The sequence below is a fragment of the Mastigocoleus sp. MO_188.B34 genome, assembly GCF_030065675.1.
Taxonomy (GTDB): domain Bacteria; phylum Cyanobacteriota; class Cyanobacteriia; order Cyanobacteriales; family Nostocaceae; genus Mastigocoleus.
Genome location: NZ_JASJDK010000009.1, coordinates 33,922 through 52,167, shown reverse-complemented (window position 1 = coordinate 52,167; position 18,246 = coordinate 33,922). Strand labels below are relative to the sequence as shown.

The window sequence follows — 18,246 nt, the reverse complement described above, 5'->3', positions numbered from 1 at the left end:
AAAAAAGAGTAAACTAATCTAGTTTCTACAAAATCTAGTTTACAAATAATCTACTTCCTGCAACTTTTTATTAATAGTGAAATAGATATAGAGATGTAAGATAATGACTAGTTTTGTAGGATTTGTTTATTCAATCTTTAAGTGTTGAGAGTATAATATATCATAAATTCCTGAGTAAGAAGCTGTAATTTCTTCAAGTTAATATATTTGGCAATTAGCCTTATATCAAAGCAAAATACCAATATTTAGCTAGCTGTCAATATATTAACTGTTAATTTTTAACAACCTCAGCAATATGTACGCTGGTTGAATAAACTAGACTAACATAATTTTTTTGTTGAGAAAAATTTTGAAATAAATCTTGTAAATCAGAAACAAGTTCCTCACGTTCTTTACCTTCACGGGGAAGATAAGAACTACTCATAGCCCGTCCAATCAGTCCATCCAAATCTAAATCTTGTTTATGAGTAAAAGTATATTCCTTAAAGTTGACAAAATAGGGATTTACTAGCAAGGGTTCAAGCTTTTTCATTCGGGACTCTGCAGGATGATTTTTCGATGATCTTCGAATAATTTGACTATATTCGGCTGTAAATCTATCGTTGCGGTCGCGGTTATTCCATACTACTGCGAACCTTCCTGACTCTTTGAGAATCCGTCTGAACTCCAGCAGGGTTGGTTCTGGGTCAAACCAATGAAAAGCCTGAAAACAAGTAACTAAATCTACAGATGCATCAAGTAAATTTGTTTCTTCTGCTGTTCCATCTCTCCATTCGATGTTATGTTCTGGTGTCCCGTCCATAGCTGCATTTCTCATCGCAGTGTTGGGTTCTATTGCAATTACCTTTAGCCCACGTTCAGCCAACTGACGTGTAGAAATACCTGTACCTGCACCAATATCTGCTGCAACTAGCTGAGATGGTAAGGCTAAACCTTCGAGAATTAAATCGATTGCTGGTTCGGGATAATTTGGACGATATTTTACATAGTCTTCGACTCGGTCGGAGAATCGACCCAAGGGATTAAGAGCATGTAAAGGTGTTTTATCCATAGTTTTAATTGAAAATATCTACAAATAGGTTAATTTAAGTTTAAGGAGTCAGCTCGGCGATATGTAGGCTGGCACGATATTGTAAATTTACAAACCCATCTTCGTTAGTAAAACTTCGATACAAATCTTCTAAATCAGCAACTAATTGTTTTTGTATTGTTTCTTCTGAAGAGATAAATGATACGCTTTTTGCTAAACCGATTAATTTCGCTAAATCTAATTCTTGTTGATATGCAAATATATGATTTTGAAGGTAGCACCACTTTGGATTTTCTCGCAGGGGTTGAACTTTAGCATTAAAATCTGTAGCAAGACGGTTATTTGCTGTAGTCAAAATTAGTTTGTGATATTCCTTCGTAAAGTTATCGTCCCGATTTAAATCGTTAAAAACTAGCACTAATCTTCCAGATGATTTAAGAATTCGGCTGAACTCCAATAAAGTTGGTTTGGGTTTAAACCAATGAAAAGCTTGAAAAGAAGTTATGAGGTCGACAGATGCATCAGGTAAATTTGTTATTTCTGCTGTTCCGTCTTTCCATTCAACATTAAAATATGATGTTGATTTTGCAGATACAGGGCATGTCTGATCTATGTGTGTAGATCCTGTACTTTTAGATCTCGTACTTTCAGATTCTGTACTTTTAGATTCTATATTTAGAGATATTGCATTTTTACCTACATCCCTCATCGCCGCATTCGGTTCTATTGCAATTACTCTTACACCACGTTCAGCTAACTGACGTGCAGCAATTCCCGTACCTGCACCAATGTCTGCTGCAATAATTTGAGATGGTGATGCTAAGCCTTCAAGAATCTTATCAATTAATTCTTCTGGATAAGTAGGACGATATTTGGCATAGTTTTCAACTTTATCAGTGAAACGATTTAAAGGATTGAGGTTGTATAGAGCTTCGCTATGAGTCATATAGCACTACATGGTAAGGTTAAAAGATTGCTAAATCCCGTTTGTCCTAGGGACACGCGCTTAGGCTAAGACGCGCCTAAAGGCGTAAGCGCAATACCGTAAGGTTTAACGCCGACACCACGGGAAACCCAATAACCCGTTACCATTTGCGTTAATAGAAACGGAAGCGGCAAGTCATTTTGGGCTTGCGTATCAGTGAATTGAGACATTTAATGTCAATAAATCTGAGTTGGTAGAAGCACGCTTAGTATGTTCTCCAAATACATATCAACAAACCAACCATCTAAAGAAAGATATTATCAGGTCACCAATCCCCAATCCTCAAAACAAAAAAGCCGCCTCCTTCCAAGAGACAGCTTTTTTGCTTGCTTTTTTATTTAGAATAATCGGGCGAAGAAATATTAGTAGTCGAAGTCGCCACCCATTCCAGCACCAGCACCAGCACCAGCTTCTTTTGGTTCGGGCTTATCAACAACGATACATTCGGTTGTTAAGACCATACCAGCGATAGATGAAGCATTTTGCAAAGCAGAGCGGGTTACTTTCGCGGGATCGACAATACCAGCATCAAACATATCAACAAATTCACCATTTGCAGCATTGTAGCCGGTAGCAAAAGGCTTCTCTTTCAAGCGTTCGGAAATTACTGCACCGTTTTGACCTGCATTTTCAGCAATTCGCATTAAAGGAGCAGATAAAGCACGAGCTACAATCAATGCACCAATTAACTCTTCACCTGTGAGGTTACTATTCGCCCATTCTTCTAATTGAGGAGATAGGTGAGCCAAGGTTGTACCACCACCAGGAACTATACCTTCCTCTACTGCAGCTTTAGTTGCGTTAATCGCATCTTCAAGACGCAATTTCTTATCTTTCATTTCAGTTTCAGTAGCTGCACCAACTTTAACTACAGCTACGCCACCAGAAAGTTTTGCTAAACGCTCTTGAAGCTTCTCTTTGTCATAGGAAGATTCGGTTTCATCCATTTGACGACGAATTTGTTCGCAGCGAGCTTTAACTCCTTGCTCGTTACCTTCAGCAACAATTGTAGTGTTGTCTTTGGTAATAGTGATGCGGCGAGCTTTACCAAGCATATCAATCTTGGTATTTTCTAATTTTAAACCAGCATCTTCTGTAATTACTTGACCACCGGTTAAAATTGCGATATCTTCCAACATCGCTTTGCGTCTGTCACCAAAACCAGGAGCTTTGATCGCTGCAACGTTGAGTACACCACGTAGACGGTTAACAACCAAAGTTGCTAAAGCTTCTTTTTCAATATCTTCAGCAATAATTACTAAAGGCTTACCAGCGCGAGCAACCTGCTCCAGAACTGGAACCAAATCTTGTACGAGAGCAATTTTCTTGTCGGTCAGCAGGATTTGAGGTTCGTCAAAAACTGCTTCCATCCGCTCAGTATCAGTAGCGAAGTAAGGAGAGATGTAGCCTTTGTCAAAGCGCATCCCTTCAGTAATCTCTAGTTCGGTAGACATGGACTTCCCTTCTTCCAAGGAAATCACACCTTCCTTACCAACTTTATCCATTGCTTGGGATATCATCTGACCGACTTCTTCGTCGTTACCAGCAGAGATCGATCCTACTTGAGCAATAGCTTTAGAATCTTCTACTGAGCGAGCATTTTCTTTGATTTTATCAACCAAGAAAGCTGCTGCTTTGTCAATTCCACGCTTAAGTTGAATCGCGTTCGCACCAGCTGCAACATTGCGCATGCCTTCTTTAACCATCGCATGAGCCAAAACAGTAGCTGTGGTTGTTCCATCACCTGCAGCATCATTAGTTTTAGAAGCAGCCTGACGGATCAAAGAAACGCCGGTGTTTTCTACGTGATCTTCTAACTCAATTTCTTTCGCAATTGTGACACCATCATTAATAATTTGTGGTGCACCAAATTTTTTCTCTAAAACTACGTTGCGACCCTTGGGACCAAGAGTAACCGCTACAGCCTCAGTTAAAATATCCATACCTTTTTCCAAGGCACGGCGCGCATTCTCGTTGTAAATAATTCGCTTAGCCATAGTAGTGGAAGAAGTTAGTAAGCTCTGGGTTTTTAATTAACTGTCAAAATATTTGATGAGGTGTGAATTAAGAGTTTTTGACTGATCGTCTTTTGAGCGATCTTCGCCTCTAACTCTTAATCCATGAATTTAGAAAACTACGAAACTACCGCCAGAATATCTTTCTCTGAAAGTAATACATATTCATCTGTACCCAACTTAATGTCGGTACCAGCATATTTGGAGTAAAGAACCTTATCTCCAACTTTTACATCCATAGCCATGCGGCTACCATCATCTTTAAGCTTACCGTCACCAACAGAAATTACTTCACCAACTTGGGGCTTTTCTTTTGCTGTATCAGGCAAATACAAACCACCAGCGGTTTTTTCTTCCGAGGCGCTCACTTTTACAAATACGCGATCGCCTAATGGTTTAACTGTAGAAACACTTAGAGATACTGCTGCCATACAAATTTACTCGCCTTGTTAGCACTCTCGACTCCTGAGTGCTAATTTACCGAAGGAAAGCCTGTGATGGCAACAATTAACTTAGTACGGGTTCCCGAACTTGAAAAGTGTTAGTCATCGTAAGTAAAAATACTTAATAAAAATATTATTTTTGTTTTTTTTAGTGTCTTTGGGATAGTTTTACCTAGGCAATATTTGCAAAGCGAAAAAATTGTTATAGAACAGTAAACATAGATCTGCCTTTACGGGTAATAATAAAGTGATTAACTTAAATGTTCGAATACCGAAAACAATCCAACAAAAGGGATATAAAATCCCGAATATTTGTGTAGAAAGTTCGCGGCTCACAAAAAGTCAGTCTCAAATTTTTATCTGTACTGAGCAGACAAATCGAAAAATTTGTTTAAAACGAATTGACCTTGAATTTTGGGGAAACTTAAAAAAACAGGTCGGTCGATTAAGGTATGGTCAACATCAATATACTCGTTTTTACTGCATGGGAGTATCTAAATCCAAGTGGTTGCAAGTTTATTTATGGGGATCGAGCCGAATAACTTACTTTGAAGGTTTATGAAAAATGATTTAAGTGCAAAGCTAATCCAAAAGTAATAGAACCCAAAATCCAATAACTATTAATATAGGTAATTAAGGGTAAAAAGAATCGGCTGTAAGCTCATCTCAACCGCAAAAAATCTTATAAAGGAAAAAGCAACTTATGGAAGCTTAACATTTATAGGGTATGAGAAGCGGTAGAAATTAGAAAAGCGACATATGTTTAGATTTGAGAGCGTATAGGGCGAACATTTAGATATAAATCTGAAAGATTATTATTTATTCGGTGTTTTTTAGCCTGCCACTTTCAAAGCGATATATAATAGCGCATTATAGATACTACTGCTCTACGTATCCTTACGAGACTTAAGCCATTGCACACTGGGTCTAATTAAGAGTGGCTGACACTCAAGGAGATTTAGTGCAAGCAAGGGTGAGTCATGTAAGAAAAAACAACAACATCTCAATAATCCACCATAGACGATAACTACACAAGACCTTGATGGACCGAAGCGCGACAAGTGCCACTGCTATGAAAGAACCCAGCATGAAAGATCACAAAAGACTTCTATTGATTGATGATGACCCTAACCTCATCTTGCTGGTGAAGGATTATTTAGAGTTCCGGGGCTATGAAGTCATTACAGCCGAAAATGGTCGGGAAGCTCTGGATATCTTGGAGCAAGATATTCCAGACATGATTATTTGCGATGTAATGATGCCGGAAATGGATGGTTATACCTTTGTCGAACAAGTTCGGCAAACCGAACGCACTGCTTGGATCCCTGTCCTTTTCCTCTCAGCCAAGGGGCAAAGTGCAGACCGAGTAAAGGGTCTGAACAAGGGTGCAGATGTCTACATGGTCAAACCATTCGAACCGGAAGAATTAGTAGCCCAAGTAGAATCTTCACTCAAGCAAACTATCCGTTGGAAAGAACACCAAGCTAAAGGCGGAGATAATGGTTCCAGGATTCAAGTTCCTTTCGATGTGCAACTTACTCCAACGGAACTTAAAGTGGTGCAGTTTGTAGCTAGAGGTTTAGCTAATCGCGAGATTGCTGAAGAGCTAAACGTGTCTCAACGTACTGTTGAAAGCCATGTTTCCAACATGTTAGGCAAAACTAATCTCCATAACCGTACTGAGTTAGCTCGCTGGGCAATTGAGAACCAAATGGCATAAACCACAAACTTTTGGTTTCAAATTTTTGACATCAAGCTTTTGAATTTCAAATTTTTAGGTTTCAAATTTTTAAATTTCAAATTTTTAAATTTCAAGTTTGGAATTATGGAAATTTGGGATTTCAGGGCTAGCCGAAAGAGAAAGTATGACTTAATAGCTAAAGACTCAATTAAAATCTTGCCTTGTATCCTTAGGCTATTAAAACTTAAAACTTCTTTAACGGTTACCATTTAGGTTTTCAAGTTTGAGCTTTCAAGTTTGAGTTTTCAAGTTTGAGTTGCCAACGTTTGATATTCTCTTAAATCCTCACCACAATTAGGGCTAATCTCAGTCCTACCTAGGTTTTGGCAACTAAAGGAAAGTTCCCTTCTCGCTCGCAAATATAATTTGTTGTTAGGGGGTGCTTTCCCTTGGCTCCTAAGAGTTTACAAGCTGTAAGCGATTTCAGAACAAATAAATTCTGGAACTGTCAGTTATTAGATAAATATCTCCAAGGGTTTAGAACGTCTCAATTCTGAGAGATATGTACGTCATCAAAAATCTGTAGAGACATACCAAGGTAAGTCTCTACAAGACTCAAAAATATAGAAATTTGTTTCAGAAATTTTTCTACTCGGAATGTTCCCGATGATATAAATTTTTGTTCTTTGGAGGTTAATTAACGCTTGTTACTGGAAAATTTACGTCTATACAAAGCGTCAAATTAATTCGATGGAGGCTTGTCAGTTTCAACTTGTTTTGTTATGAGTTTTGCGTTCAACAATCTCTTTTAAAACAAGACTGACAAAACCTAGACAAGCAAGCAAAACAGCAGCAGCAAATGCTGTTTGAGTCTCATATTGTTTATAAGCTTGTTCTACAAATAAAGGTAAAGTTTGAGTTTTACGAATAATATTGCCCGACACTACGGAAACAGCCCCAAATTCTCCCATCGCTCGGGCATTAGTCAAAATTAATCCATAAAGCAGACCCCAACGAATATTGGGTAAAGTAACTCGCCAGAAAGTTTGCCACTGACTAGCTCCCAAAGTCCTAGCTGCTTCTTCTTGATCTGGACCAATTTCTTCCAGAACTGGAATCACTTCACGAGCAACAAAAGGCATAGTTACGAAAGCTGTTGCTAAAATCATGCCAGGTAGAGCAAAGATGACCTTGAAATTGATAGATTCTAAAACTGAACCAAGCCACCCATTACGCCCGTAAAGTAAAACCATCATTAAGCCTGCAACTACAGGTGACACAGAAAATGGAACGTCTAAAATACTAATAACTAAGGCGCGACCGGGAAATTTGCGTCGAGCAATCACCCATGCGGCACATAATCCGAAGATTGCATTGATGGGAACCACAATTAATGCAATCAACAAGGTTAATTGAATCGCATGGGTAAATTCGTCAGTGGTTATATAGCTAATAAAATTTCCGAAGCCATCTTTAAAAGCTTGGTAGAAAACATTAATCGCTGGAATAAATAAAATCAATAAAAGATATATAACGGCAGAACAAATTAAAGTTAATTTGGTTCTATTTGATTTTTGGTTTATCGACTGTTTCATTGGCTAAAAGGGAGCAATAAGGGATTGGCGACTAGGGACTGGCGTTAGCGGATCCGCAGGTAGCGCAGCTAGAGGCTCCGCCGTCGCCGCAGGCTCTAGGTATTGCGTGACGCGTTAGCAAAGCGGGACACGTAAGTGTACACAGCGTCATATGGGAATAAAAACTGGTCTCTGAAGACGTGGTGTTAACCATGAACAGTTCACTGTTAACTAGTAACTGTTAACTGGTAACTGTTAACTGGCAACTTTTCACTGATATCTTTTTCCCCATGCTTGTAATAGGTTAATTAGCAATAAAATAAATAGGGAAATTGTTAAGAGAACAGTCCCAATGACAGTTGCACCAGCGTAATCATACTGCTCCAACTTTTGAAAAATCAGGACAGATGCAATTAAGTCTTTAAAAGGAATATTTGATGAAACAATTGCGATCGAACCATATTCACCAACAGCACGAGAAAATCCCAGGGCTATACCTGTAAGCAATGCAGGAAATAATGGAGGTAAGATTACTCGCCAGAAGGTTTGAAATTTTGATGCTCCTAAACTCCATGCAGCTTCTTCAATATCAGTGTCCATTTCTTGTAATACTGGTTGTAATGCTCGAATAATGAAGGGTAAAGAAATGAATAACATTGCAACGAGTACACCGGAACGCGTAAACGCAACTTTGACGCCTACATTTTTTAGTAAAGAACCAATCCAACCATTTTCGCTATAGACATTTGCTAAAGTCAGACCTGCAACTGCTGTTGGTAAAGCAAATGGTAAATCAATCCCTGCATCAATTATTTTTTTCAAAGGGAAGTCATAACGAACTAGCACCCAAGCAACTAAAGTTCCAAATACTCCATTTATGGTCGCTGCAAATAATGCGGTGAGAAATGTGACGTTATATGCAGAAAGAGCAATTGGACTCGTTGCAATTTGCCAAAATTCTGCTGGTTTTACTCTACTTGCTTGCAAAAGTAATGCCGCAACCGGCAATAAAAGCATTATTGTGAGATAGCCAATGGTGATTCCCCAAGGTAAAGATATTCGAGGAATTTTAGTTTTTTGATTTTGATTATTTGATATAGCAGGATTCATCAGTTCTCAGTTAATGCGCTGTGTACACTTACGTGTCCCGCTACGCTAACGCGCAGGCTACGCTACAGTTATCAGTTATCAGTTACCAGTTACCAGTTACCAGTATCAGTCAATCATTACTTCTTACTCATTACTCATTACTCATGACTCAAATATCACCTAATACTTGCTTGGATTTTGTCGAAAGCGGCTCCATTATCAAAAAATTGGCTTTGAACTTTATCCCAACCACCTAAATCTTGTACCGTAAATAATTTTTTGACTGGTGGATATCTATCTGCAAACTCTTGAGCAACGTTGGAATTTACAGGTCGAAATCCAATTTTGGCAAATTCTCTTTGAGCTGTGGGGGTGAAGAGATATTTCACGAAGGCTTCCGCTATTTCCCGGTTACCATGTTTGTCAACATTTTTATCAACAACAGCAACCGGATTTTCTATAGAAATGTTAGTCTCGGGGACAATATAAGGACGTTTTTTCTCTCTTAACCCGGCTAATATTATTTCATTTTCATAATTAATTAAGATATCTCCTTGATTTTGATTGATAAATACATCACTTGCTTCCCGAGCATCCCTGGGCATTATTGGTACATTTTGATAAACTTTTTTCGTGAATTCTAAAGCTTGGGGATCTGTCATTCCAATCTGTTTTTGGACACCCCACAATGCTAAAAAATTCCACCTTGCAACACCAGAAGTTTTGGGATTAGCCGTAATGATATCCAGGTTATCTGTTGTTAAATCTTCCCATGTCTGAATTTGCTTTGGATTTCCTTCGCGGGTAACTAGTACCGCAACAGATTTCGTGACGATTCCATTCTTGGGAGCTTCATTTTCCCAACCTGGTTGAATTAAACCTGCGTTCTCTATTTTTTGCATATCTAGCGCTAGGGCTAACTCAACTACATCTGCGTCTAAACCATCTATTACTGCACGGGTTTGTGCACCAGAAGGAGCATAACTTTCATAGAAGCGGATTTTTTGATTGTGCTGTTGCTCCCACTGGGCTACAAATTGAGGAATAATTTTTTTGTATGCAGGTCTAGTCACTGCATAGGACACCAGAGTTATTTCGGGAACGGAATTCTGAGCATTGGACATAGAGCATGAAGTAACAGCTAAGCTCAAATTGATCCCCAAAAACATCAGGAATATAAATCTACTAAATCTCCCCCTAAAAATGAGATGGACGATAGAGCGCCACAACCCCATGAGTATTCTCCTATTAATCTCCGGTTTATCGGTCGGGATTCCGGATTATTCATATTAATTTTATACCTTAAGGGGACATCAAAACAATTTAAGAATTCAGTACAGTTGATTTTGAGGAATTCAAAAGTTAAAACACGCAATACCTATAACCAAGGTCTGGTACGCTTAGAACACGGCAAAGCCATAACTACGTCACTGTCACTAACATCGTAGATGCTTCTAACGCTAGGCGCTAACAGGAGAGACGGCATTCTAAATAGGCTTATTTTTTGCTCGCTCGTAGCACCATAAATGCATATGTTATTTTTTTTGGCGACTATTAATTCTTAACAAGGCAAAGATAACTGTGACCTCGTGGTCACGCAACGCTAACGTAGAGCAATTAGGCAAAGGGGAACAGTACTTCCTTTCTCTTTGCCCTTTATCTTATTTTGGACTGCAGGGCGAACTAAACCCAACCAAACTAACTCTACAATCAGAGACTTACAAATGGTTAAAATTTATTACAGTTTAATTGTCTGTCAAGGTCTAAATTTTTAGGTTTTAGTTTTCAGACTCTAATCTTCAGGTTCCTCAGATGGTTTTTCTCCTAAGCGAACTGATACAGAATTTGTTTTATCCCCACGAGTTACGGTAAGGGGTAAAGATTCACCAACATTGCTATTGTTGACAATTTCAATCACTTCTTTTGCGTCAGTAGTTGGTTTTCCAGAAACTTCTGTAATTATGTCTCCCCGACGTAAACCTGCAGTTTCTGCTGGTGAATTGGGAAAAACTTTGACGATCAGTATTCCTTTGGTTTCCGCGACTTTCAAGTTAGTGCTTGGATCATTATTAAATTGTTGGGCGATTTCGGGAGTAAGAATAATCATCTGAATTCCGACATAAGCACCTTTTTTTGCTTCAGGCGTTTCTGGTTCTTTGTTTTTATCCTCAGTAGGGGAAGTTTTTTGTTCGGATCTTGCTGGAGTTTCTGTCTCGTCTATTATCGGAGAATTTTGTTGTTCTGGTTCTTCTAGGTTTTGGGTTTCACTAGGAGTTAAAGAATCTTGTTGTTTGGGTTCTACTGGAACTTCAGTTTCGTTAAGGGTTGGGGAATTTTGCTGTTCCGGTTCTAGTGGGTTTTCGGTTTCATTGGGAGTTGAAGAATCTTTTTGCTTAGGTTCTACTGGAGTTTCAGTCTCAGTAGAATTTGGAGAATTTTGTTGTGGGTTTTCTGAAATTTGAGCAAATGTTGTAGATAAGAAACTTCCCAATACTGTCGTCAATAAGATGGTTGCAGGCAAAATAAATAGGCGTTTCATAAAATCGATCAGTCTCACAAACTACGGGTGATACTCGAATTCAATTTTTAGATTTTCTCTTAAAAAGCTGCCAATCGTTTCATTTTTAGCAACATATTTTTCTGAAGGAGGGATCGCTTACATATAAGGCTTAACCTCACCATCTTTAACTTCCACATATACCATCTCCATCTTTCAAGGAATATTCATCTCGTAGCTTCACATCTGCAGCAATTTCTAAAATTTTCTCTTGTGGGTCCCCATGCTTTCCAGTATGGCTATCTGTTCTTAAAATAAAAATTTTGCTTGAGGTATGGGTTTTGAATCTTGAATCGCTGCTAAAACTTAATCGTACAATCCGAGTGATCGGTTTTGATGATGCACCTTTCGTTCGTGGTAGTGGGAAAAATGTTAATTTGGCAGGAATAGTTTGTGCTGGAACTCGTATTGAAGGGATGGTGTGGGGAGAACTAGAACAAGATGGCTGGAATGCAACTGAAACTATTTGTAAGTTATTAGTTGGTAGCAAGTTTTTACCACAATTACATATTGTTTTAATTGATGGTATTGGGTTTGGCGGCTTTAATTTGGTGAACTTACCGCAATTAAACGCACAACTAAAGCTTCCTTGCGTTGCTGTAATGCGTCGTCAACCCAACTTGGATGCTGTTAAAGATGCTATGAGTCGCTTACCAAACCTAGAAAGACGACTTGAGTTGTTGAAGCTTGCAGGTGAGATTTATAGTTATCCACCTTTCGTATTTCAGGTTTGCGGTGAAGATCCACAGATAGTTGCAGAAGTATTGCAACGATTAACGGACTGTGGGAAAGTTCCAGAAGCTTTACGTTTAGCGCATTTGATTTGTGCTGCTTTTATAAAAGGGGAAAGTAGTAGTTCAGCATAATACGCCAAATAATGTCAAAGCATTAATTTGGCACATCATTTGTACATTGTTCAGTTTTATTGATTATTGAAGTATGGATGAGCACACCGAATATATCTTTTAAATAAACCTTGACCGAGCGGTTTAAGTTGTGTTAACTTTACATCATGGTTAAACATACAGCAGGTTTTCAATGACTCGCGGTCCCGAAAAGCAATTTGACACAGAAGTAGCCTTAAGTAAGGCGATGGAGGTGTTTTGGGCATATGGCTATGAAGCCACAAGCCTTTCTGAATTGCTCAAAAATATGGGGATTGGTAAAAAAAGCTTGTATGACACCTTTGGTAATAAGCAGTCGCTTTTCCTCAAAGCGTTGGAGTACTATGGTCGCACTAATCTGAGGGATATATGCGATCGCCTTTGTGCCGATGGTTCTCCTTTGACAAACCTGAAGCAATTGCTGATGGAATGGCAGGAGATGCATAGCCAACCCGGCAGTTGCGGCTGTATGCTCGGCACCAACATTGCTGATTTCAATACAGACAACCCGGCGATAGCTAAAGTCATGCGGGTCTATCTAAAACAGGTGGAAGATGCCTTCACGGCAACTCTAAGGCGCGCCCAAGCAGCAGGAGAATTGAGTTCTGCGACAAATCCGAGAAATCTGGCTCGTTTGTTGCTCTGTACGACTCAGGGCATAGCGTTGCTCGGTCGCGTGATGGATGACCACACTACCTTAGAAGGGGCGGTAGAAGCCACAATCTCTCTTCTAGAGGACAGCTAATTTTTGTTGTTTAATTTTTTTGATCTAACTTAAACCAATCGTTCAAAGTTTTTTCATCGCAAATAAATAAGGAGAAATTTAAATGGCCTACGACATCAGCAACAAAATCATTTTGGTTACAGGTGCAAATCGCGGTATCGGCAAGGTGCTGGTTGAATCCTTTATCGAAGGTGGAGCGAAGAAAGTGTATGCCGCAGTTCGTAAACCAGAAAGTGTTTCCCCACTAGTTGAAAAATACGGCGAAAAGGTAGTTCCAATTCAGATTGATTTAGGCGACCCCCAATCTATTGCTGCTGCTGCTAAAACTGCTTTTGATGTGCAAGTGGTTGTTAACAACGCGGGAGCCTTTAAAGGTGGTACTCCTTTGGCAAGTGATGCGATCGCATCCCTAGAATTCCAGATGAATATCAATGTGTATGGTCTGATTCACATGGCGAGTGCGTTCGCGCCAGTGCTTAAAGCCAACGGAGGTGGAGTATTTGCCCAACTTAACTCTGTTGTTTCAATGAAGACATTCTCCAACTTTGCCACTTACTCTGCTTCCAAAGCTGCAGCTTATTCCATCACCCAGGCCTTGCGGGAGCTATTGAGCGAGCAAGGCACGATTGTGCTGAGCGTTCATCCCGGCCCCATTGCTACGGATATGGGTGATGCCGCAGGACTGACATCTATTGCAGAACCTCCCACATTAGTTGCCGAAGGTATCATCAAAGCCTTAGAGAATGGGGATTTTCATGTTTTCCCTGGCTCAATGGCAAAGCAGATTGGCAGTGCTTACCAAAGTTTTGCAGCAAATGTTGTCGAGGCAAATATGTCCGAAGGTTAATTTTTTACAAGATAAATATGGGACGTTTTCAGCCCTCAACCCAGCCATAACGGCTGGGTGATCTGGTACGCAGCTTGATTGTGTAATACAAAAACAGTATTTACGCAATTAAAGCATATATTAAAATATTACTTTGAGCACATCCAATCACAGTAATATTATGGATGAGGATATGTAGACGGATCTATTTAATTTTCAATTGCTACACCCATATCTTTTAAACCTTCAAATAATTCCTTTGCTTGCTCGGGGTCTTGCTGTTTATAAAGGGTTATGGCATTGTTAAAAGCAACTTTACTATCTTTTATGTAACCGGATTTGAGAAGTAGAACCCCCAAGTTTTGATATGCTTGAGCGTAGTCGGGTTGAAGCAAAATTGCTCGACGATAAGCCTTAATTGCTTCTGCTAATGAACCCATTGCTTTGAGTGTTGTCCCTAAATTAAAATATCCGGTAGCAAAATTGGGATCTAGTTTTACTGCTGTTTCATAAGCCGCTTTGGCTCCGGTTAAATTCCCAGTTTCTTTGAGCAAGTTACCCAGATTATTATATGCTCCCAGTTTGAGCATGGGATCTATGAGTAATTTAATAGCTGAATTGTATTGAGAAATTGCTTTATTAATATCATCAGTTCTGGTGTAAGCAATTCCCAGATGATAATGTAGTTCATATAAAACCTGATCTTCTGCATCTTTCGCAGATAGTCCCCGACGCAGTAATTCTATTCCTTGAGGTAGTTTTCCAATTTCGACATACAATGCACCTAATTTGCTGCAAACATAAGGTTCATCTGGATGCTGAGCCAAAAATGCTTCCATTGCTGTTTGTGCTCGTTCGTATTTATTATGTTTTGCGATCGCAGTTTGTTGATATCCTGTATGGAAAATTGCAACTCCTGGTAGTCTTCCAATTTGCCATTGTGGCTCAGCAGCGATAATCTCTGTAATACTATCGTCTACTAAAGCATGATACGGACGGTCAAAACGAATTCCTGGATGATTTCTAAACAAACGGGAAACTAAAGAATAAGGAGATTGCTTTGCACCTATTTCCTGACGCAGAAGATTAACTAGTAAGTATTCTTCCATTTTAAGAACCTCGCGCAAAGGCGAGATAACCTCTGGATTTAGGGTTTCATCTGCATCTAAAATTAAAACCCAATCACCGGTAACGTATTTTAAAGCTTGATTTCGAGCCGCACTAAAATCATTACACCATTCGTATTGGTAAATCTTGGCTCCTAATTTTTTAGCGATTTGTGGCGTCTTATCGGTTGAACCAGTGTCCAACACTATGATTTCATCAACAACATTTTTAACGCTTTTTAAGCATCTGGGCAATGCTTGTGCTTCGTTTTTGACAATCATGCACAGGCTGAGTGTCATAGTTTTAATTCTTCTACTTTTTATATAAAGGTAAATCTTAGTTACTTTATATTTTGTCAGTCAAAATCGCAATCGGGTAGAAGAATTATCATATGCTTTGCTTGCATTATTTACGAAAATAAATCAAAGTCTTCTCCAGGTGAATTTAGAGAACTCGATTATTTTGGTTTTCAAAAAAAAAAGATGCATAAACCCAAATTTTTAATTTTACGTGTCCACAGAACTTGCTAAAAGATAAAATTTTCCATTAGGTCCCCCAAGATCCCTTAAAAATGGGGATTAATTAACAGCTGAGCAATTCATGGTTAGAACCTGGACTTTTCGATTAAAAGTTGTCCTTTTAGTTTTGTTGGGACTATTTTTTAGTTTAGGTATCGATATGATACCGGCAAATTCCCAAATAACTTCCTTCCCCAAACATACGAAACTCACACAACAACTAGAATTAACAACACACCCAGATCGATTGCTGCAAAAGGGCAAAAATTTCTATCAGTTAGGAAAATTTCCCCTCGCTGCAAAGTTGTTAACGCAAGCAGCAAATATCTATCAATCCCGAGGCGATATTTTAAATCAAGTTTTGGCGTTGAACTATCTTTCCCTAACCGAGCAAAAACAGGGAAATTTAACCCAAGCAACTGAAAATGTAAGAAATAGCCTTAATTTGCTTAATGGTTTAAAACTTAATTCCGATCCCGTAAAAAAGATTTTAGCCTTAACTCTTAATACCCAAGGAAATCTGCAATTAACTCAGGGAAAAGCAGAAGAAGCAATTAAATCTTGGAATCAAGCCGCTAAAATCTATGGTGAAGTTAATGATGAAACCGGTAAAATTGGGAGCCAAATTAATGAAATAACGGCATTACAAAGCTTAGGTTTTTACCAGCGATCGCAAAAAATATTCAAGGAAATAGAACAAACTTTACGAAAACAACCAAACCTTGGGATTAAAGTTGCAGGGTTGCGTAGTTTGGGTGATATTAAACGTGCAAATGGACATTTAAAGGAGTCCACAGAATTATTAAAACAGAGTTTGGTTGTAGCGGAAAAATTAAGATCCCCCCAAGAAGAAAGCGCAACTTTATTGAGTTTAGGTAACACAGAATTCTTGTTTGGGAGAAGGAGTCAGCTAAGAGATGCGGGGAATGGAAATAAGTCTTCACCTTTCTCTTGTGGCAGAATTACGAAGAAATCTGAAGCCTTGGGTCATTATCGAAATTCAGCTAATTTTTATCAAAAAAGTGCCAGTAAATCAACTTCAAAAATCGGCGAAGTACAGGCAAAATTAAATTATTTGAGGGCTTTACTAGAACTACAGCAGCAACCAAAAGTAGAAGAATTACGATCGCTGCAAACAGAAATTGATAGTTTAAGCCCTAGTCGGAGTGCAGTTTACGCAAAGGTGAATTTTGCCCAAAGCCTAGTATGTTTTGCACAACAAGAAAACCCCAGCCAGGAAAAAAATTATCAGAATCTGGAAAATGTGGCTCGATTACTAACAAAAGCAATTAAACAAGCCAAAGAGCTTGGAGATACTCGTTCTGAGTCCTATGCTTTGGGGAATCTAGCTCGGGTATATGAATACAACAAACAATCGAAAATTGCCAGTCAATATACAAAATCAGCTCTTCTTTTAGCCCAGAATATCAATGCGTCAGACATTAAATATCAGTGGGAATGGCAATTAGGAAGGATACTTTTGAAGCAAGGAGATGCACAGGGAGCTATTAAAGCTTATACCCTAGCCATAGAATCCCTCCAATCCTTACGCAGCGATTTAGTAGCTCTCAATCCCGATACTCAGTTTGACTTTAGAGATGAAGTAGAACCGTTGTATCGACAGCTAGTAAGTTTACTTTTAGAACCTTCTAATGTTCCTTCAAAAAATTTAAAGCAAGCCCGCGACGTCATTGAAGCGTTACAATTAGCTCAAATCGATAACTTTTTCCGGGATGCTTGTTCCATCGCTCAACCGAAAAGAATCGACCAAATTGTAGATGATGGAAAAATCCCCACAGCAGTTATCTACCCAATTATTTTGCCCGATCACATCGAAACAGTGGTTAAATTATCTCGTGTCAAAGAACTTCGCCATTACAGAACCAAAAAACCACAAAGCGAAGTCGAAAATACCCTAAAACTACTGCGTCAAAAAGTACAACAACGCTTTACCTTTAGCGATCGCGAACAACTTTCCCAAGAAGTATACAACTGGTTAATCAAACCAATAGAAAAAGACTTAGAAAAACATAAAATTAAAAATTTAGTATTTGTTTTGGATGATTTCTTACGTAATATTCCCATGGCAGCGTTGTACGATGGGAAACATTATCTCATGGAAAAATACAGCCTTGCTTTAGCTCCTGGGTTGCAATTGGTAACACCTTCCGAAGAAGACAAAAAACTTAGAGCTTTAACCGGTGGAATTACAGAACCCCGTGGAGGTTTTCGTGCTTTACCTCACGTCGCTACAGAGTTAGAAAAAATTCAATCTAAAATTCCCTCGATAAAAATTCTCAATGATTCATTTACAAATGAAAACATCGAAAAACAGGTTACTTCTGTTTCCTATCCCATTATTCATCTTGCAACCCATGGTAAATTCAGTTCCCAAGTAGAAGACACGTTTATTCTTACTTGGAACGAGAGAATTAATGCTAAGGAATTAAAAGAAGTACTCCAAAGTAGAGAAGAGTTACAAGGGAAAAGATTTCGCAAACTTAATCCAATTGAACTACTAGTCCTCAGTGCTTGCGAAACCGCAACAGGAGATAAACGAGCAGCTTTGGGGTTAGCGGGAATCGCAGTACGTTCGGGAGCAAGTAGTACAGTTGCTTCATTATGGCGAGTTGACGATGAATCTACCTCTGTGCTGATGGCAGAATTTTATGAGCAATTAGCCAAAAATCCAAACATCAGCAAAGCGGAAGCTTTAAGTGAAGCTCAAAGGTTAGTTTTTCGAAAACACCAACCACACCCATTTTATTGGGCTCCGTATGTTTTGGTGGGAAATTGGTTTTGACGGTTATCAG

General features: G+C 38.9%; 15 protein-coding genes. 6 read left to right on the top strand and 9 right to left on the bottom strand.

Features of this window, described 5'->3' with window-relative positions; all coding sequences use genetic code 11:
- Positions 1–271: 271 nt before the first annotated feature.
- The 4 genes from QNJ50_RS03595 to groES all read right to left on the bottom strand — a co-directional run bounded on the left by QNJ50_RS03595 (position 272) and on the right by groES (position 4,461).
- A complete protein-coding gene (locus tag QNJ50_RS03595) occupies positions 272–1,051 on the bottom strand; it encodes a class I SAM-dependent methyltransferase (RefSeq protein ID WP_300632076.1) in 780 nt (259 codons plus the stop codon).
- A gap of 40 nt (positions 1,052–1,091) precedes the next feature.
- Complete coding sequence (locus QNJ50_RS03590) at positions 1,092–1,976, bottom strand: class I SAM-dependent methyltransferase (RefSeq protein WP_300632074.1); 885 nt, start codon at positions 1,974–1,976, stop codon at positions 1,092–1,094.
- Between the two features lie 401 nt (positions 1,977–2,377).
- A complete protein-coding gene (gene groL, locus QNJ50_RS03585) occupies positions 2,378–4,012 on the bottom strand; it encodes a chaperonin GroEL (protein ID WP_300632071.1) in 1,635 nt (544 codons plus the stop codon).
- Between the two features lie 137 nt (positions 4,013–4,149).
- Positions 4,150–4,461 carry a co-chaperone GroES gene (groES, locus tag QNJ50_RS03580; RefSeq protein ID WP_027846172.1) on the bottom strand — a complete coding sequence of 104 codons (312 nt, stop codon included), beginning with the start codon at positions 4,459–4,461 and terminating at the stop codon, positions 4,150–4,152.
- A 1,054-nt stretch (positions 4,462–5,515) separates the two neighbouring features.
- Between groES and QNJ50_RS03575 the strand changes: the two genes are divergently transcribed.
- Positions 5,516–6,193 carry a response regulator transcription factor gene (locus QNJ50_RS03575; protein ID WP_027846171.1) on the top strand — a complete coding sequence of 226 codons (678 nt, stop codon included), beginning with the start codon at positions 5,516–5,518 and terminating at the stop codon, positions 6,191–6,193.
- A gap of 728 nt (positions 6,194–6,921) precedes the next feature.
- Here QNJ50_RS03575 and cysW read toward each other — a convergent pair.
- The 3 genes from cysW to QNJ50_RS03560 all read right to left on the bottom strand — a co-directional run bounded on the left by cysW (position 6,922) and on the right by QNJ50_RS03560 (position 10,052).
- Positions 6,922–7,749: a sulfate ABC transporter permease subunit CysW gene (gene cysW, locus QNJ50_RS03570; protein WP_300632065.1), complete on the bottom strand. Its 828-nt coding sequence runs from the start codon at positions 7,747–7,749 to the stop codon at positions 6,922–6,924.
- Positions 7,750–7,998: 249 nt separating this feature from the next.
- The gene (cysT, locus tag QNJ50_RS03565; RefSeq protein ID WP_300632062.1) at positions 7,999–8,838 is read right to left on the bottom strand and encodes a sulfate ABC transporter permease subunit CysT; all 840 of its coding nucleotides are present in this window, start codon (positions 8,836–8,838) and stop codon (positions 7,999–8,001) included.
- A gap of 155 nt (positions 8,839–8,993) precedes the next feature.
- On the bottom strand, positions 8,994–10,052 hold the full coding sequence (locus QNJ50_RS03560; protein ID WP_300632059.1) for a sulfate ABC transporter substrate-binding protein: 1,059 nt from the start codon (positions 10,050–10,052) through the stop codon (positions 8,994–8,996).
- On the opposite strand from QNJ50_RS03560, the gene QNJ50_RS03555 reads away from it, so the two are divergent.
- The gene (locus QNJ50_RS03555) at positions 10,026–10,265 is read left to right on the top strand and encodes a hypothetical protein (protein WP_300632174.1); all 240 of its coding nucleotides are present in this window, start codon (positions 10,026–10,028) and stop codon (positions 10,263–10,265) included. The genes QNJ50_RS03560 and QNJ50_RS03555 overlap by 27 nt on opposite strands.
- Positions 10,266–10,609: 344 nt before the next feature.
- On the opposite strand, the gene QNJ50_RS03550 is transcribed toward QNJ50_RS03555, so the two are convergent.
- Positions 10,610–11,356 (bottom strand): PDZ domain-containing protein, encoded by a 747-nt coding sequence (locus tag QNJ50_RS03550; RefSeq protein ID WP_300632058.1) that lies wholly within the window; start codon positions 11,354–11,356, stop codon positions 10,610–10,612.
- A 299-nt stretch (positions 11,357–11,655) separates the two neighbouring features.
- Here QNJ50_RS03550 and QNJ50_RS03545 point away from each other — a divergent pair, with 299 nt between their 5' ends.
- From QNJ50_RS03545 to QNJ50_RS03535, 3 genes are all read left to right on the top strand, one after another.
- Positions 11,656–12,240 (top strand): DUF99 family protein, encoded by a 585-nt coding sequence (locus QNJ50_RS03545; protein ID WP_300632056.1) that lies wholly within the window; start codon positions 11,656–11,658, stop codon positions 12,238–12,240.
- 172 nt (positions 12,241–12,412) lie between these two features.
- The gene (locus QNJ50_RS03540) at positions 12,413–13,003 is read left to right on the top strand and encodes a TetR/AcrR family transcriptional regulator (protein ID WP_300632053.1); all 591 of its coding nucleotides are present in this window, start codon (positions 12,413–12,415) and stop codon (positions 13,001–13,003) included.
- A gap of 82 nt (positions 13,004–13,085) precedes the next feature.
- Positions 13,086–13,829 (top strand): SDR family oxidoreductase, encoded by a 744-nt coding sequence (locus tag QNJ50_RS03535; protein ID WP_300632050.1) that lies wholly within the window; start codon positions 13,086–13,088, stop codon positions 13,827–13,829.
- A 188-nt stretch (positions 13,830–14,017) separates the two neighbouring features.
- Here the strand turns inward: QNJ50_RS03535 and QNJ50_RS03530 are convergent, their stop codons facing one another.
- Complete coding sequence (locus QNJ50_RS03530) at positions 14,018–15,214, bottom strand: glycosyltransferase (RefSeq protein WP_300632046.1); 1,197 nt, start codon at positions 15,212–15,214, stop codon at positions 14,018–14,020.
- Between the two features lie 301 nt (positions 15,215–15,515).
- On the opposite strand from QNJ50_RS03530, the gene QNJ50_RS03525 reads away from it, so the two are divergent.
- On the top strand, positions 15,516–18,236 hold the full coding sequence (locus tag QNJ50_RS03525) for a CHAT domain-containing protein (RefSeq protein ID WP_300632044.1): 2,721 nt from the start codon (positions 15,516–15,518) through the stop codon (positions 18,234–18,236).
- Positions 18,237–18,246 lie beyond the last annotated feature (10 nt).

Bases quoted from the DNA above. Each gene is read 5' to 3' on its own strand.
- QNJ50_RS03590 (WP_300632074.1), bottom strand. From the start codon at position 1,976: ATGACTCATAGCGAAGCTCTATACAACCTCAATCCTTTAAATCGTTTC.
- groES (WP_027846172.1), bottom strand. From the start codon at position 4,461: ATGGCAGCAGTATCTCTAAGTGTTTCTACAGTTAAACCATTAGGCGAT.
- cysT (WP_300632062.1), bottom strand. From the start codon at position 8,838: ATGAATCCTGCTATATCAAATAATCAAAATCAAAAAACTAAAATTCCT.
- QNJ50_RS03595 (WP_300632076.1), bottom strand. From the start codon at position 1,051: ATGGATAAAACACCTTTACATGCTCTTAATCCCTTGGGTCGATTCTCC.
- QNJ50_RS03555 (WP_300632174.1), top strand. From the start codon at position 10,026: ATGGACGATAGAGCGCCACAACCCCATGAGTATTCTCCTATTAATCTC.
- QNJ50_RS03525 (WP_300632044.1), top strand. From the start codon at position 15,516: ATGGTTAGAACCTGGACTTTTCGATTAAAAGTTGTCCTTTTAGTTTTG.
- groL (WP_300632071.1), bottom strand. From the start codon at position 4,012: ATGGCTAAGCGAATTATTTACAACGAGAATGCGCGCCGTGCCTTGGAA.
- QNJ50_RS03575 (WP_027846171.1), top strand. From the start codon at position 5,516: ATGGACCGAAGCGCGACAAGTGCCACTGCTATGAAAGAACCCAGCATG.
- QNJ50_RS03535 (WP_300632050.1), top strand. From the start codon at position 13,086: ATGGCCTACGACATCAGCAACAAAATCATTTTGGTTACAGGTGCAAAT.
- QNJ50_RS03550 (WP_300632058.1), bottom strand. From the start codon at position 11,356: ATGAAACGCCTATTTATTTTGCCTGCAACCATCTTATTGACGACAGTA.
- QNJ50_RS03530 (WP_300632046.1), bottom strand. From the start codon at position 15,214: ATGACACTCAGCCTGTGCATGATTGTCAAAAACGAAGCACAAGCATTG.
- QNJ50_RS03540 (WP_300632053.1), top strand. From the start codon at position 12,413: ATGACTCGCGGTCCCGAAAAGCAATTTGACACAGAAGTAGCCTTAAGT.
- cysW (WP_300632065.1), bottom strand. From the start codon at position 7,749: ATGAAACAGTCGATAAACCAAAAATCAAATAGAACCAAATTAACTTTA.
- QNJ50_RS03560 (WP_300632059.1), bottom strand. From the start codon at position 10,052: ATGGGGTTGTGGCGCTCTATCGTCCATCTCATTTTTAGGGGGAGATTT.